Below are 15,119 nucleotides of genomic sequence, written 5' to 3' on the forward strand. Positions count from 1 at the left end.
CCCGAGTAGCCTGGGACGGTGTCGATCCTGCTGCTCACCGCCCAGCTGCTGGTCTCCCTCACGCTGCTGATCAGCGGCTGCGCGAAGCTCGGCGACCGGCGCGGCACGCTGGACGCGATGACCTCCCTGCGTCTGCCACTGGCCACTGTCCACGGCGCCGTGGCGACGATCCTGCCTGCAGTGGAGGTCGTCCTCGCGCTTGGGGTCTGGCTGCCAGTGCCCGTCGTGCCTCTCGTGCTCGCCTCGCTCACGGAAGCACTTCTCCTCGCTTACTGGGTGATCATCGCCCGGGCCCTCGGCTTCGAGGAGCAGGTCAAGTGCTCGTGCTTCGGATCTCTGGGTTCGCCGACGGTCTCGCGCACCACCCTCGCGCGCAATTCCCTGCTGGTCGCGCTGGGCGTGCTCGCCGTGATCGGTACGGCGCGAGCCGTCCCTGCCCACGCGGTCACGAGCACTCCGGGCCTGCTCGTGCAGCTCGCCCTGGCCGCGGTCGTCGCGTGCCTCCTGGCCCTGCTCACCCTCGGCGGCACACGAAGCAGCGGCAGGAACGCCGCCAGGGGACCATGGAGGGGCGAGACGCCCGCCGACCGGGACTCAGTGGACGAGCGGGCGAGCGCCGAGGACGACGAGGCTCTCGACTACATGCGCACGCCGATCCCGTTCGGCATGCTCCGTGGCAGTGGCGACCAGCCAATCACCCTCGCGGCCCTGACTGCCGAGCGCGCGGCGCTGCTGATCTGGGTGCGTCCCGGCTGCGGCCCGTGCGAGAGGGTGTTGAACGCCGTCGGGGGCTGGCGTGCGGCGCTCGAGCAGACGCTCAGCGTGCGCACGCTCGTGCGCGCGGATCCCGAGGAGCTCCCGCCGTCCGTGCGCGAGCGAGCAGGTGACAGCCTCGCCCGGGACATCGAGGGCAACCTTGCCGCCTCCCTGGGGGCGACCTCCTCCCCCGCCGCCGTGCTGCTGGGGGCCGACGGCCTGCTGGCGGGAGGTCCCGTCATCGGTGCGGAGGACGTCACCGCGCTGGTCGAGGAGATCATCGCGCAGATCGAGCGGGCCAGGGCGAACGGGGAGATTGCTACACCGCCCGCGTAGAACCGCCCCGGAGTGAAGTCCGCGAAGCGCATTCTCAGGGAACGCACGCCTGCACGATGCGTCCGATGCCTCGAACGCTGATGGTTCCATCGGAAGCGGGGATGAACACAGCCTGTCCTGCGCGCAGCTCGATGGCATCGTCCGAGCTCTCGAGGACCAGGAGTCCTTCGAGTCCCAGCACGATCCGCGGACCACGGCCGATCAGAGGCCATGAGTCACGCGGGGAGCACTGAACGAGGGTCGTGTAGGAGACTTCGAAGTCGTCGACGGGCGCGTAATACGACTGGGTGACCTCGTTGCGGCGCTCAGGTGCGATCCGCAGAGGAGGGGCAGCTGCGACGTTCACGCATTGAAGGAGTTCGTCCACGTCCAGAGGCTTCTCGGTGAGACCCGCACGGAGCACATTGTCACTGGCCGCTGTGACTTCAATACCGAACCCACTGATATAGGCGTGCAGGGTGCCCGTAGGGATGAACAGAGCTTCTCCCGGCTGCAGAGCGACAGGGTTGAGCAGAAGCGCCGCGACCACGCCGGGGTCTCCCGGATGGTGGTCCGCAAGCTCGGTCACGATGCGGTCCATGCGCGGTGAAGGAGAGGCCCCCGTGCGCTCGCGCTCGCGACAGGCTTCGACAACCTGCCGTACGAGTCCCGGCTCAGGGCGGAGCGCGCGGGAGAGAAGGGACCGCAGGGCAGCGTGCATGCCCCGCGCGTTCGGACTCTCCAGCAGGAGACGGTGCAAGCGTTCGGAGAGATCCGTGTCCAGCCCCTCGAGGATCTCAATGGCCCGTCGGGGCGCCCGAAAGCCGCAGAGCGCCGTGAACGGCTCGAGTGCGACCAGCAATTCTGGCTTGTGCTTCGGGTCCCGATAACTGCGCCGAACAGAGTCCAGCGGAAGGCCCGCAGCGGTCTCCGCAGCGAAGGACTCTTCCGCGCGGTCTCGACCCGGATGCACCTGCAGCGAGAGAGGTTTCTCCGGAGCTATCGCTTTGAGGAGGAACGGGAGCTCACTGCCGAAGCTGCGAGCGACGCCAACACCCAGCTGGGTCTGCGGCTCGGAGGCGACGAGATCCGACAACGTCGTGCCGTCCTCGAGGAGAGAGGGAGCCAAAGGATGGCCGCCGAACCACGCCTCAGCCCAGTTCCTGCCGTCCGGCTGCAGCCCAAGGAAACGGGGCAATCGTGTTCGAGATCCCCACGCGTAGTGCCGGACACGGCCTTCGATCCGACGCATCATGCAGCGCTAGACACATTTGGGCGTCGCGCTTCGGACATCAATCGTCACCCTCGACGCGGTTCTCGACCTCGCGGGCGATGCGCGCCGCGGGCTCCTCCTCGGGCAGCACGGGCGCCGGGGTGGGCGTGCCGTGCCGGCGCATCCCGTAGCGGTGCCAGAACTCGTGCACCCAGCCGGGCGCGCCCGGCGCATGCACCCACGCCTCTCCCCCGCGAGCGGCGACCTCGAGGATCTCCGAGGCCAGGATCGAGACCACGGGTGCGCGGAGCGTCAGCGGGTCCGTGCCCGCATCCAGCACCTCGATGCCACGCCGCTCCCAGAGCCGGTGCTGGGTGCGGGCGAGCCTCCCGGTCTCCCCCGCCTCGGGCAGGTAGCGGGCGGCACCGTCGCGGCAGAACGTGGAGGCGGCGCGGGCGGCGAGTCGGCTCGGCAGCTCGATGCGCGCGAGCTGGCCGAGCACGACCGGCGAGGGCACGGCCGACGGGCCGGTGCGCTCCGCGGCCTCGTCGGCCGGCTCGGACGCGGTCTCGTCGACCGTCCTCGCCGCGTCCTGCTCGGCGGAGGCCTCCGTGACATCGCCCTCCCCGCTGTGGTGCCCCAGCTGCCAGAGCCGCTGGGAGCCGACCGGCAGCAGGGTGAGGTCCTCGCGCCCCGAGCGCCAGAAGTCGGCGTCGTCGGCCGTCCAGGCCAGCAGAGTCGCCTCCGCCGGCAGGGGCGCTGCGTAGGGGGTGAGCACGTCGGTCTGGACCACGAAGGACTGCAGGCCGCGGCGCTCGGCGACCGAGTGCAGGGCTGCGCCCGTCGGCCCGCCCTGGCCGGCGGTCATCACCGCGGCGGCATCGGAGGGGACGGCGTCGCGCGCGGATTCGAAGGCGCGCCGGCGCCAGGCGGGCCCATCGAGCTCGGGGGCGATCAGGCCGCGCGGCGCGATCACGTCGACGCCCACGCGCAGGTACGGAAGGAAGGCGAGCAGGGCGGCGCGGCTGCGCGGGGAGGCGTCCTCGAGACCGATGGCCACGCGCGCCGACGTCTCGCCCTCGCGCGAGTGCAGCACCCACCGGGGCTCCTCCCAGGGGTCGTCGCGACCGCGCGTGCCGCGCAGCGTGCGGACCGCGTCGGCCACGGACCTGCGGCGCCGCGCCATGCCTCCGCGGGAGCGGGCCCAGTCCCGCCACAGTTCGATGCTCTCGGGGTGGACGAGACCGGCCATCATTCCTCCGCGATCCGACATGGGGACGACGGGCCGGTGCTCCCCGGCCGCACGTCCACACTGTCGCACACGCACATCCGCCCGGCCGTCGCGACGCGACGACCGGGCGGCAGGTGGGAGGAGGAATCCGCGGGGTTCGACCGCAGAGAACGACCGCCGGGGCGCCGGTCGGGATGCCCGCCGCGGCCGGGTCATTCCCGGTCCGCGGCGCATCCGCTCACCCGTTCAGGTGGACCTGGAGCGCCTTCACGGTCGAGTAGGAGGTGCGGAAGTCCCACACGCCGTTGTAGCTCTGGCCGATCGCGGCGCGCAGCTTGCCGGTGGTCTCCGAGCCGATCTTGCCGTCCTGCACCGCGCCGACCTTCTTCTGGAGGGCCTTGATGTCGCTCGTGGACAGGGATCCGTCGGCCTTCACGCCCACCCACGCCTGCAGGCTCGCAGTGGTCTTCGGGCCGAACTTGCCGTCGACCACGAGCTTGCCGCTCGAGGATGAGCCGACCGAGCTGGGCTTCGAGGAGCCGGAGCCCGAGGACTTCGACGAGCCCGAGCTGCTCGATCCGCTCGAGCTGCCGGAGGGGGTCGCGCTCGAGGACGCGCCGCCGTTCGCCTTGGTCAGCCCCGCGCGGGCGCCGCAGACGGGCCACGCGCCGGGGCCCTGCGCCTGCAGCGTGCGCTGGGCGACGGCGATCTGCTCGGCCTTGGTGGCCTTGTCCGCGGTCGCGGCGTAGCTGCCGCCACCGAACGCGTTCCAGGTGGAGCGCGAGAACTGCAGGCCGCCGTAGTAGCCGTTGCCGTTGTTGATCGACCAGTTGCCGCTGGACTCGCACTGGGCGACGTCGTCCCAGACGGCGGGCGTGCTGGCCTCGGCGACGCCCGCGCCGGCCATGCCGAGCCCGGCGGCGATCACGGCGCCGCCGGTCGCGGCGGCGAGCTTCGGGGCGACGCGCGTCCCGCGGAAGTAGACGGCTGCGCCCTCGGCGCGATGGGTGGGGGTGCGGCGGGCCTCGGACATGACATTCTCCTGGGGGTGCGGGAAGCGGGGGAAGGGCGGGGAAGACGAGGGGCAGCACCGGCACTCGAACGCGTGACCAGCGGTCCCGTCGCGGGATACCCCTTACCGTGCACCGGCCCCGTCACCGCGAGTAGTCCTCGTGACCACATCCGGCCGCTCGTTTTGCCGAACTTTTACCTGCCAGGCACGGCATGTCGGGTCGACAGCACGCATGGCGATCCCCTCTCGAGCCCGCGCCGCCCCCGCGCACCCCGGGGGCGGCGGGCGCCCCGGGGCGTGCCGGGCGCGGCGGGCGCGGCGGGGGCGGCGGGCGTGGCGGGTCGCGACGGCACTGACGCCGCCTGGCGCGGACGTGACCAGGTTCTATGACAGAAATGGCCTAGAACCCGCCGCCGTTATCTGTCATAGAACCTGGTCACGATCCTCGCCGGCCAGCGATGGGGGACGGTCCGCCTCGGAGCGCCCCGCGCCGTCAGCGCGGAATGTTCCGCACGTTCGTGGCCGCCATGTCCAGCATCTTCCCGACGCCGCCGCCGAGCACGACCTTCGTCGAGGCCATCGCGAAGCCGCGGATCTGCTGGGAGGTGACCTTGGGCGGCATCGAGAGCGCTGCGGGATCGGTGACCACGTCGATCAGCACGGGGCCCTTGTGCTTGAGGGCCGCCGCCAGCTCCTTCTTGAGCTTCTTCGGGTCGGTGATCTTCACCGAGTGGATGCCGGCACCGGCGGCGATCGCCGCGAAGTCGACGTGCTCGTGGTCGGTCTCGTAGTCGGGCAGGCCCTCGACGAGCATCTCGAGCTTGACCATGCCCAGGCTCGAGTTGTTGAACACGACGATCTTCGTGTCGAGCTGGTGGAGCTTCACGGTGAGCAGCTCGCCCATGAGCATCCCGAGCCCGCCGTCGCCGGACATGGAGATGACCTGGCGACCGGGGTTGCCGGCGGAGGCGCCGATGGCCTGCGGGAGCGCGTTGGCCATGGTGCCGTGGTGCCACGAGCCGAACACGCGGCGCTTGCCGTTGGGGGTGATGTAGCGGGCGCCCCACACGTTGCACATGCCGGTGTCGACGGTGAAGATCGCGTCGTCGTCGGCGAGGTCGTCGAGGGTGGCGGCGACGAACTCGGGGTGGATCGGCTTCATCTTCTCGACGTTGCGGGTGTACGCCGAGACGACGCCCTTGAGCGCCTTCTCGTGCTTGCGCAGCAGCGAGTCGAGGAACTTCCTGGAGCGCTTGGGCTGCACCAGCGGCAGCAGCGCGTCGATGGTCAGGGCGACGTCGCCGTTCACGGCGAGCTCCAGCGGGACGCGCCGGCCCAGCCGGGACCCGTCGGCATCGATCTGGACGACGGTCACGTCCTTCTGCGGGAGGAACTCGCTGTACGGGAAGTCGGTGCCCAGCAGGATCACGAGGTCCGCCTCGTGCATCGCCTCGTAGCAGGCGCCGTAGCCGAGCAGGCCGCTCATGCCGACGTCGTACGGGTTGTCGTACTGGATCCACTCCTTGCCGCCGAAGGCATGGCCGACGGGGGCCTTCACTGCCTCGGCGAGCGCGAGCACCTGCTCGCGGGCGCCGCGCACACCGGCCCCGGCGAACAGGGTCACGGAGTTCGCGCGGTTCACGAGGGAGGCGAGTTCCTCGACCGTCTCCGGATCGGGCTGGACGCGGCCGAAGCGGGTGGCGAGGTCCTTGGTGGCACTGGTCTCGATCTCCTCGTCGGCGACGTCGCCGGGGATCACGAGCACGGAGACGCCCTTCTTGGCGAGCGCCGTCTGCGCTGCGATGTGCAGCATGTCCGCGCCGTGCTGGCCGGAGTTCACCATCTCGCAGAAGTGCGAGCACTCCTGGAAGAGACGCTCGGGGTGGGTCTCCTGGAAGAACCCCGTGCCGATCTTCCCGCTGGGGATGTGCGAGGCGATCGCGAGCACGGGGGCGCCGTCGCGGTGGGCGTCGTACAGCCCCTGGATGAGGTGGGTGTTTCCCGGGCCGCAGGACCCGGCGCAGACGGCGAGCTTCCCGCTCACGCGCGCCTCGGCGCCGGCGGCGAAGGCGGCCGCCTCCTCGTTGCGCACGTGCACCCAGTCGATGCCCTTGGTGGTGCGCACGGCGTCGACGATCGGGTTCAGGGAGTCCCCGACGACCCCGTAGATGCGCTCGACACCGAAGTCCCGCAGCTGGGTGACGAGGTGCTGGGCGAGGGTGACTGCCATGGCGTGCTCCTGACGACTCGGCGGATCCGCGACCCGCCCTGCGGGCCGCACGACGAGGTCCAGCCTAGTCACGGGTCGCTCGGCCGTGATCGATGGCGTGGGCGAGGAGACAGAGCGGCCCTGATCACGCCCGCCGCGAGGGACGGCGCGACCATCGGCGGCCCGAGGCGTCGCCGCGCTCGCTCAGAGCAGCGGCAGCAGCTCCTGCCACACAGCGCGCAGGATCTCCTGCGTCGGCCCGCCCTCGTGATGGGAGGTCAGGGTGACGACCGCGCGCTGCTCGGGCAGCACGATCGAGAACTGGCCGTAGGCGCCGTCTGCCCGCCACGCCCCCGGCACGGAGCACTGCCAGACGCCGTAGCCGTAGCGGACGTTCTCGGGCTCCGGCTCTCCCGTGGGCACCCAGGACGACTCGGCGTGCATGGCGTCGATCCACTCCGCGGGGACCAGCTGCTCGTCCTCCCAGGCGCCGCGCTGCAGGAGGAGCCGGCCGATCCGGGCCACCTCGCGCGTGCGCAGGTGCAGACCGGTGGCGCCCCAGGTGCGGCCCTCGCGGTCGGAGTGCCACTGGGGATTCACGATGCCCAGCGGCTCGAAAAGCCGCGGCAGCAGGTAGTCGCGCAGGCTCAGCTGCGAGCGCTCGGCGATCGTGCGACCCAGCAGGAAGATCGAGCCGTTGGAGTACTCGAACCTCTCCCCCGGGGCGCGCACCAGGGCCGTGCGCAGCAGCAGGTCCGTGAGGTGCGGGTCCTCGCGCTCGGAGTCCAGGAACACGGTGACCGGGTTCCCCGAGGTCATGGTGATGAGGTGGCGCAGGCGCACCAGCTCCATGCCGCGCCCGTAGCCGCCCGCGGGTCGGGGCAGGTGGTCAATGAGGCGGTCCTCGAGGTCGAGCAGCCCCTCCTTCTGCGCGATGCCGACACCCAGGGCCGTGACCGTCTTGGACACCGACCAGACGTTCTCCGAGGTGTCCTCGACGAACCGCACCTCGAGGTCATCGTGCCCCTCCCGGTGCAGATGGATCGCGCGCACCCCGAGCCGCTTCTCGAGGATGCGCTGACGCAGGGGCAGCAGGATCAGCGGGTCGGTGACGGGCGCGCAGGACGCAGCGATCGGCATGCGCCCGACCCTAGTCCGACGACGGCGGCTCCGGGCGTCTTCGCGGCGGGCCGCTGCTCGCGGACGGAGGCTCAGTACGCACCGTCCTTGCCGACGACCGCCTTGACGGTGCGCAGCATGATCCACAGGTCCATGCCGAGCGACCAGTTGTGGGCGTAGCGGACGTCGAGCGCCTGCGCCTGCTCCCAGCTGAGGGCCGAACGGCCGGAGACCTGCCAGAGGCCGGTCATCCCGGGCACGACGCCCAGGCGGTGGAAGGCAGACCCCGTGTAGAGGGCCACCTCGGCGTCGCGCTGGGGCCGCGGGCCGACGAGGCTCATGGAGCCTCCGAGGACGTTCAGCAGCTGCGGGATCTCGTCGATCGAGTAGCGGCGCAGGAAGCCGCCGATCCGGGTCAGGCGGGGATCGTTCTGGATCTTGAACAGGGGCTTGTCGTCGGTCTGCTGCGCACGCAGCAGCTCGGCCAGGCGCGCGTCGGCGTCCACCGCCATGCTGCGGAACTTGAACATGTGGAACGGCGTGCCGTCCTTGCCCACGCGCTCCTGCCGGTAGAAGACCGGGCCGTGGTCGTCCAGCCTCACGGCGAGGGCCACCACGATCAGCAGCGGGGAGAGCGCGACCAGCAGCAGCGCGGATCCGAGGATGTCGAAGCCCCGCTTGGCCACTCGCACCGGCACGGGCTGGCGCGGGGGCCGGATCACCACGGCGGCGCCGCGCGCGCCGGAGACCACCCGCACGCGGGAGCGTCGGGCACCGGGCGCCATGAACGAGAGCTTGAGCGGGATGCCCCGCCTGCGCAGCTCCCAGCTCAGGTGCGTGAGGAGCTCGGCGGGGGCCGCACCGCGGACCTCGACCACCTCGCTGCCGGTCTCCTCGACGCGCTCGAGGACCTCCCGGACCTGATCGTCGAGCGACGCATCGCCGTCGCGCACGATCACCGGCGTCTCCTCCTCGAGGAGGCCGGAGGCCATCGGGTCGACCGGCTCGGCCGAGACCAGCACGGAGCGCACCGGGTGCAGCATCCGGCCCAGCGCCACGATGACCGCGCCGCCCGCGCCGAGCGCGAGGGGGAGCGCCACGAGCGCCGCGGCCGAGGGCACGGCTTCCCCGAGGAACGGACGCGCGAGAGCGAGCAGGAGCGCTCCGCCGCCGACGAGCATCAGCGGTCGCGAGGCGAGGGTCCTGGCGCTGTCGAGCGGCCGGGAGGACTGCGCGTCCAGCATCACGGCCCACGCGAGAGCGAGCACCGCGAGCGCTCCCGCGCCGGCGAGGGGAGCCGCGGTCAGCAGCGCGATCGCGCCCACCGCGATCACCGCGACGGCGGCGGAGAGGACGGCGGTGAGGGCGACCCGGCGACCGTGGGCACCCAGCCGCGCCGGTGCGCGGTCCCCCTGCGTGACGGCGGGAGCGAGCTCGGGCCGCAGCGGCACCACGAGGCTGTCGGCGCTGCGTGCCGCCGTGCCGGCGGCGATCGCCTCCGGCACGGCGGCGGCGATCTCCGTGCCGGGCTCCGTCAACGCGGTGTCGGGCAGGAGGAGGAGCGACGAGCTGTGCGCCTCGGCATCGACCGGGCGCGCCTCCGACTCCGCGGCCTGCGCGGCTGTTTGCGCGCGGCCCCCTCGGACCTCCGCGACCTGTGTACTCATCTGATGCTCCCCCTGGTGTTGACTCGCAGATCCGGCCGGACCCCACGTCCTGGCCGCGACGCCGGCGGGGCACCCCGCCCCCGATCACCGACGTTCTGCGCGTTCCGGCCATCCGGAACAAATGCGGACACTTCGGACAGCCTAGGGAAACGCAGATCCGGAGCGAAGGGGGGTGCGGCCTACTTGCGGGTCACCACCCCAGAGCGGCCGCGCCATGCGCTTCCGTTGCGGATCGGTGCGGGTTCCGGGGGCTCCGCACCGCTCTCCGCACGACGTACGTGGGGCATTACGCAGCAGGCGCTGCCGGCCGGGCCTCCCCCTGCTCCCGCCAGCGTCACGAATCGGGATGTGAGGCACATCCCGTATAATCCTCGCAAGTCGGACACTTCGGGACGGATCGTGCCATGATCGTGCAGCTCGATATGGGCGTCCGATGCGACCCCGGGGGGGTGCCGCGAGATCTGCGGCGCGCCCCCGCCACGAAGGATCGGACATTGCGGATGCACCGTCGGGCCACGGAGATCACTCCCGCGTGGGCGCCGGACCGCGCCGTCCGGTCCGTCGGCGCCGGGACAGGAGTCCGAGGGGAACGACTCGGGAAGGGGAGAGATGGCATTCATCGCGCGCCCGGAAGCGCTCGCGCAGGTCGATCGCGACCTCGCGGATCCCGCAGGGAGGATGCTCGCCGTCACCGGCCCCATCGGCAGCGGCAAGTCCTTCCTGCTCGGTGCGGTGCGAGAGGCCCTCGCCCTGCCCTCCGCCATCGTGCGTGCAGGCGCCGCGCCCGCCGAGTGGCCGCTCGGCGGTCTCTCCGCGGTGCTCGCCGCGCTCGACGGCCTGCTCGACACAGACACCCTCCCCCTCCTGGACGTGCACGGGACCGAGGACCTTCCCGCGCTCGCGCGCGCCGTCGCCGCGGAGGTCGAGCGGCGCACGACGACCGACTTCCTCGTGCTCGTCGACGACGCCGAGCTCCTCGATGCCCCCAGTCGCACCGTGCTCGAGGTCGTCACCCTGCGCTGCGCCCCGCGCGGCATGCGCTGCGTGCTCGCACTGCGCACCCCTGTCCAGGACCGGGCCGCCGACCGCCGCCGCGATGTGGAGCTCCCCGAGCTCGCCCTCGAGCCCCTGCGGCGCCTCGCCGAGGAGTTCGCCCCCGCGGGGACCGATCCCGCGGTCCTGCTGCTGCTCGCCACCGCCGCGGGCGGCAGCCCCCTCGCACTCGAAGGGCTGATCGACGCCGCACTCCCCGAGGTCCTGGACGGCGCCTCCCCCCTGCAGGTGCCGCTGCCCGCCGACCCGCGGCTCGAGTCCTCCCACCGAGAGGTCCTCGCCGGTCTCGACGCCGAGCAGACGCTCCTGGTCCAGATGCTCTCGAGCGCCCCCGCGACCCCGGAACGAGTCCTCCTGCGGCTCGGCGACCCCGCGGCGTCGGCGGTGGCCCTCGATGAGCTCCTCGGCTCGGGACTGGTCGGTCGCACCGGCGGTCTCGTGCGTCTGCGCTCGCTGTCCCTGCGCTCCTCGGTCTACTGGGGGCGCACGGCCCACGACCGCCAGAGGCTGCACGAGGAGCTCGCGGCGACCGCGCTCGAGGACGCGCCCGACTGGACGCAGTGGCACCTGAGCTTCGTCGACCCGGCGGCCACGCAGCCCACCGTGATGCTCGAGGGGGCGCGGGACCTCGTGGACGCGGGCGATCTGCGTCCCGCGCTGCACCTCATCGAGCGCGCGATCTCGCTCAGCGCGGGCGAGGACGTCGAGGTGGCCCGGCGCCTGTGCGAGGTCGCCGAGTCGCTGCTGGCCCAGGGCGAGATCGAGCTCGCCGAGCGGTATCTCAGCTTCGCCCGCGAGCGCTTCGAGGGGACCGGGACGCCCGCGCCCCTGATCCGAGCCGCCCTGCTCTTCGCGCACGCGCACGGCGACGCACTGCCCAGCCGGCTGCTGCGCAGCAGCATCTCCGACGAGCAGGCGGGCACCGCATCCGAGCGCGTGGACCTCCTGGCGCTGGGCGCGCTCCTCCTCCTGCAGCGGTGGGAGGTGCGCGCCGCGCAGGAGCTCGCCGGCCTCGCGCAGGAGACCTCCGGGACCCCGACGCCGCTGCTCAGGGCAGCCGTCTCCCTGGCCGATCTCTACCAGCAGGTGCTCCACGGCGGGGACGAGCGATCGGGCGCCCCCGATCGGGACCTGATCGCGCGGCTCGAGCGCCGCGGCGACGAGAGCATGGTCCGCACCGTCCTCGCGCAGGCCCTGTCGATCGCCGAGTCCTACGCCGAGGCACGCGATGTCGTGGACCCCTCAGGACGCGCCGGGAACTCCTCACCGGCGCCCCGACCGCTGAGCCGCTCCCTCGATCTCACCGAGATCGAGCTGCGGGCGGGGCTCTCCGCCCGTGCGCGCGACGCGTTCCGGGGTCTCGCCCCGATCAGCACGAGCGCACGCACCATGCAGCCGCTCGTGCTGCGTGCACGGGCGGCACTGCTGCTCAGCAGCGGGGACGTCGAGACGGCCGATGCGATCCTCTCCGGGCTCCAGCGCAGGCTCGCCCCCGGGGTGAACCCGCGCCTGGAATCGGAGGTCAGCGTGCTGCTGGCCCGCGCCGCCCGCATGCGGGGCCGGCTCGAGTCCGCCGCGCAGCACTACGCGCGGGCTCACGCGCAGTCGGCGCGCTTCCGCGCCCCGCATCTGCTGCGGTTCCACGAGCACTACATCCAGACCCTCGTGGAGCTCGGCCGCCGCGAGGAGGCGGAGGGGGTCCTCGTTGAGCTGACGCAGCTCTCCCACGAATCGCCGTCGCCCTGGGCGCGATTGGCGATCGCCAACTCCAGGGCCCTGCTCAGCATCGGCGAGGTCCCCGGCGGGGAGATCCAGGACCTCATCGAGACCGGTCTCCACACCGGGCACGAGCTGCAGCGAGGCCAGTTTCTGCTCGCCTACTCGCAGCGCCTCGAGGAGCTCGGGCGCAGCACGGATTCCCGGTCCGCGCGCGACGCGGGCCTGATGGCCATCGATCAGACCGGCCAGAGCACCGCTCGGCTGGTCCCGACGCCTCTCGAGCGCCCGACGGGGAGGGCCGATCCCCTCTCACCCCTCGGGGAGAAGGAGAGGGCCGTCGCCGAGCTCGTCGGTCGGGGCATGCGCAACAAGGCGATCGCCTCCGAGCTGTTCGTCTCGGTGCGCACGGTCGAGCTGCGCCTGACCCGCATCTACCGCACCCTCGGCATCCGCTCCCGCGCCCAGCTCGTGCAGATCCTGCAGGGCGAGGGCGCGCGGGCCGCCAGCAGCAGCGCGTGAGAGCAGACCCGGCCGGGGCGCGAGATATGACCGTGACGAGCCAAATCGCCCGGTTCTCGGCTCGCCATGGTCACATCTTCGAAGCGCCGGGGCGCCGAGCCGCGGAGCCGCGGAGCCGCGGAGCTCAGACCCGCACGCGCTGCGGGGACGGGGCGTGGGCCGAGCGGGCGAGGCCCTCGCCCATGCGCAGGCCCTGGCGCCGGTCGATCGCGTCGCACAGCAGCACGGTCAGCAGGAGCACGGCGATCCCCCACGGGGCGATCGAGGCGCCCTGACCGGGGAACACGGGAGCTCCGAAGGGCGAGAGCAGGCCGCTGAGCCCGAAGGTGCCCAGCTGCAGGAGGATCGGCAGCTCGAGGCCCCCGCTCTTCCAGGCCAGGATCCCGCTGCACAGCGAGATGAGGGCGGCACCGGCGAGAGCGCCCGCGTCGGCCCCGAAGCCGCGGCCGATCAGCGAGAGCGGCACGGGCAGCACGATCGCCCAGAAGGGGCTGCGCAGCCAGGTGCCGACGGCCTGCTGGCCGATCCCGCGGAACACGAGCTCCTCGCCCACGGCGCGCAGGGGCGCGAGCAGCATGGTCAGCACGAGCACGCCGACGATCGCCCCGCCGCTCCCCCGCGGCCCCAGCTGCGCGGGCCCGGTGCCCACGAGCATGCCCGCGACGGCCGCGAGGGCGAGCACCGGGAGCATGCGCACCGCGCCCCAGGCCAGCACGTCGCGGCGGAAGCGACCCGCGACCGACCACAGCGTGCGCACCGGTCGCCAGCCGCCGAGGCGCACGCCCAGCAGCGCCGCGGGCACCGCGAAGGCACCGAGCGCGAGGGCGACGAAGACGCTCAGCGGGCTGGCCGGATCGCCCTGGCTGCGGCCGATCTCCATCGGATCGACGCCCGGGAGGATCGCGAGCACGGTCACCGTGCCCACCAGCACGAGGTAGGCGAAGACGATCTGCGCGACGCCCGCGGCCAGCGCGGTCAGCAGCGGGCGGAACCAGCGCGCCCATTCGGGCCGCAGGTGCGCGAGGCGGTGAAAGGGCAGGCCGGTCGACGGGACGGCCGCCGGTTCGGGCGACGGTGCGGCCGCCGGTTCGGGCGACAGGGCGGCCGACGGCGCGGGCGCGTCCGGCACTGCCCGGCAGCGCCCCTCAGGCGGCACGTCGCGACCCGGGGGCGGCGGACTTGGCACGGCGCTCGGCGCGCTCCTGCGCCTCGGCCGCGTGGGCCTGGGAGGCGGCCTCGCTGAGGCCGAGATCCTCGATGCCCAGGCGATGGGCCGGCTGCGGGAAGGGCATCTCGGAGGTGACCTCGCCGGTGGGGCGGACGTGCAGCAGCTCGCCGTCGGCCAGCAGGCGCCACTGGTCGGAGTCGTCCATGGGCTCGCTCGCGATCACCACCGAGCGCACGTCGCGCAGGTCGGCGCTGGTCGCGCGAAGGGTGTCGGAGGCCTGATGGAGGGCGTCGTCGTTCCTGCCGCCGGCAGGCCGGTCGCGCACCCACAGCTCGTTCGTCTCGGGCAGTCGCAGCGCGTACAGGTGCTCGTCCCGTGCGGCGACGAGGTTCAGCGAGTAGACGGACACGTGCTCGAGCACCCAGGCGATCGCGGCGATCAACCCCGCGTGCAGGTCCCCGTGGGCCGCCGAGGTCTCACCGGCGATGAGGGCGGCGAGCCACTCGCTGTCGGTCGCGCCCTCGACGAGGTGACCGGCGCCGAGCTCCCGCACGCGCCCGCGCAGCTCGTCCGTCACGCGCAGCACCCCGTTGTGGGCCACGATGATGCCCTCCATGAGGAACGGGTGCGTGTTCACCAGCTCGTTCGCCGTCCCGGAGGAGTTGCGCACGTGCGCGATCATCGCGCGGGAGCGCAGGTCCGAGGCGATCCGGGCGTAGCGGCTCGAGGAGTGCGCGGCCACCGGACGCTTCTGCACGTGCGGCGCGCCCTCGTCGTCGAACCATCCGATCCCGGTGCCGTCGGCGTTGAACTGGGACTGGTGCGCGAGGCTGTACGGCGCGTCGAGCAGCCAGAAGCGCGCGGTGACGGGGCGGTCGGCGTGGAGAGCGAAGAGGCGGCACATGGTCCTCCCACTGTAAGGCGGTGGCGCGCGGGCCGTCCGGGCAGTGTGATCCGCGGACCCGGGCGCCGCGGGAGTAGCCTGCGTCACGTCCACGGCCGCTCCGGCCGACGCGACGCTCGCATCCGGGCGCCCGCCGACCGTCGTCGCCGATCGCACGTGAACAGGGGGACGCATGTCCGAGACAGCACAGCCTGCGCCGCACGGCGCAGCGCCGGGAGCCGGTGCCGCACGGGG

10 protein-coding genes are annotated in these 15,119 nt (G+C 72.7%); 2 read left to right on the forward strand and 8 right to left on the reverse strand.

Annotated elements, in window-relative coordinates:
• Positions 1 to 18 precede the first annotated feature (18 nt).
• The gene (locus FHG10_RS12730; RefSeq protein ID WP_152353727.1) at positions 19 to 1,092 is read left to right on the forward strand and encodes a MauE/DoxX family redox-associated membrane protein; all 1,074 of its coding nucleotides are present in this window, start codon (positions 19 to 21) and stop codon (positions 1,090 to 1,092) included.
• A gap of 34 nt (positions 1,093 to 1,126) precedes the next feature.
• Here the strand turns inward: FHG10_RS12730 and manA are convergent, their stop codons facing one another.
• The 6 genes from manA to FHG10_RS12765 form a co-directional block, all read right to left on the reverse strand.
• Entirely contained in the window at positions 1,127 to 2,326 is a 1,200-nt protein-coding gene (gene manA / locus FHG10_RS12735) for a mannose-6-phosphate isomerase, class I (protein WP_319803210.1), read from the reverse strand.
• 37 nt (positions 2,327 to 2,363) lie between these two features.
• Positions 2,364 to 3,536, reverse strand: coding sequence for a hypothetical protein (locus tag FHG10_RS12740; RefSeq protein ID WP_152353728.1), 1,173 nt, complete (start codon positions 3,534 to 3,536; stop codon positions 2,364 to 2,366).
• A gap of 217 nt (positions 3,537 to 3,753) precedes the next feature.
• Positions 3,754 to 4,548 (reverse strand): transglycosylase family protein, encoded by a 795-nt coding sequence (locus tag FHG10_RS18460; RefSeq protein ID WP_152353729.1) that lies wholly within the window; start codon positions 4,546 to 4,548, stop codon positions 3,754 to 3,756.
• Positions 4,549 to 5,020: 472 nt separating this feature from the next.
• Positions 5,021 to 6,757 carry a pyruvate dehydrogenase gene (locus FHG10_RS12755; protein ID WP_152353730.1) on the reverse strand — a complete coding sequence of 579 codons (1,737 nt, stop codon included), beginning with the start codon at positions 6,755 to 6,757 and terminating at the stop codon, positions 5,021 to 5,023.
• A gap of 183 nt (positions 6,758 to 6,940) precedes the next feature.
• Complete coding sequence (locus FHG10_RS12760) at positions 6,941 to 7,876, reverse strand: serine hydrolase domain-containing protein (protein ID WP_152353731.1); 936 nt, start codon at positions 7,874 to 7,876, stop codon at positions 6,941 to 6,943.
• A 71-nt stretch (positions 7,877 to 7,947) separates the two neighbouring features.
• Positions 7,948 to 9,522: a sugar transferase gene (locus FHG10_RS12765; protein WP_227488238.1), complete on the reverse strand. Its 1,575-nt coding sequence runs from the start codon at positions 9,520 to 9,522 to the stop codon at positions 7,948 to 7,950.
• A gap of 609 nt (positions 9,523 to 10,131) precedes the next feature.
• Here FHG10_RS12765 and FHG10_RS12770 point away from each other — a divergent pair.
• A complete protein-coding gene (locus FHG10_RS12770; RefSeq protein ID WP_152353732.1) occupies positions 10,132 to 12,813 on the forward strand; it encodes a helix-turn-helix transcriptional regulator in 2,682 nt (893 codons plus the stop codon).
• 124 nt (positions 12,814 to 12,937) lie between these two features.
• On the opposite strand, the gene FHG10_RS12775 is transcribed toward FHG10_RS12770, so the two are convergent.
• A complete protein-coding gene (locus FHG10_RS12775; protein ID WP_152353733.1) occupies positions 12,938 to 13,942 on the reverse strand; it encodes a CPBP family glutamic-type intramembrane protease in 1,005 nt (334 codons plus the stop codon).
• A 16-nt stretch (positions 13,943 to 13,958) separates the two neighbouring features.
• Complete coding sequence (locus FHG10_RS12780) at positions 13,959 to 14,885, reverse strand: class II glutamine amidotransferase (protein WP_152353734.1); 927 nt, start codon at positions 14,883 to 14,885, stop codon at positions 13,959 to 13,961.
• Positions 14,886 to 15,119: the final 234 nt, after the last annotated feature.

This window comes from Brachybacterium subflavum, from assembly GCF_009299795.1.
Taxonomy (GTDB): Bacteria; Actinomycetota; Actinomycetes; order Actinomycetales; family Dermabacteraceae; genus Brachybacterium; species Brachybacterium subflavum.

What these genes read in the sequence shown, in the direction of transcription:
- FHG10_RS12740 (WP_152353728.1), bottom strand. Translation starts at nt 3,536, where the DNA reads ATGGCCGGTCTCGTCCACCCCGAGAGCATCGAACTGTGGCGGGACTGG.
- FHG10_RS12765 (WP_227488238.1), bottom strand. Translation starts at nt 9,522, where the DNA reads ATGAGTACACAGGTCGCGGAGGTCCGAGGGGGCCGCGCGCAAACAGCC.
- FHG10_RS12755 (WP_152353730.1), bottom strand. Translation starts at nt 6,757, where the DNA reads ATGGCAGTCACCCTCGCCCAGCACCTCGTCACCCAGCTGCGGGACTTC.
- FHG10_RS12760 (WP_152353731.1), bottom strand. Translation starts at nt 7,876, where the DNA reads ATGCCGATCGCTGCGTCCTGCGCGCCCGTCACCGACCCGCTGATCCTG.
- FHG10_RS12770 (WP_152353732.1), top strand. Translation starts at nt 10,132, where the DNA reads ATGGCATTCATCGCGCGCCCGGAAGCGCTCGCGCAGGTCGATCGCGAC.
- manA (WP_319803210.1), bottom strand. Translation starts at nt 2,326, where the DNA reads ATGATGCGTCGGATCGAAGGCCGTGTCCGGCACTACGCGTGGGGATCT.
- FHG10_RS12780 (WP_152353734.1), bottom strand. Translation starts at nt 14,885, where the DNA reads ATGTGCCGCCTCTTCGCTCTCCACGCCGACCGCCCCGTCACCGCGCGC.
- FHG10_RS18460 (WP_152353729.1), bottom strand. Translation starts at nt 4,548, where the DNA reads ATGTCCGAGGCCCGCCGCACCCCCACCCATCGCGCCGAGGGCGCAGCC.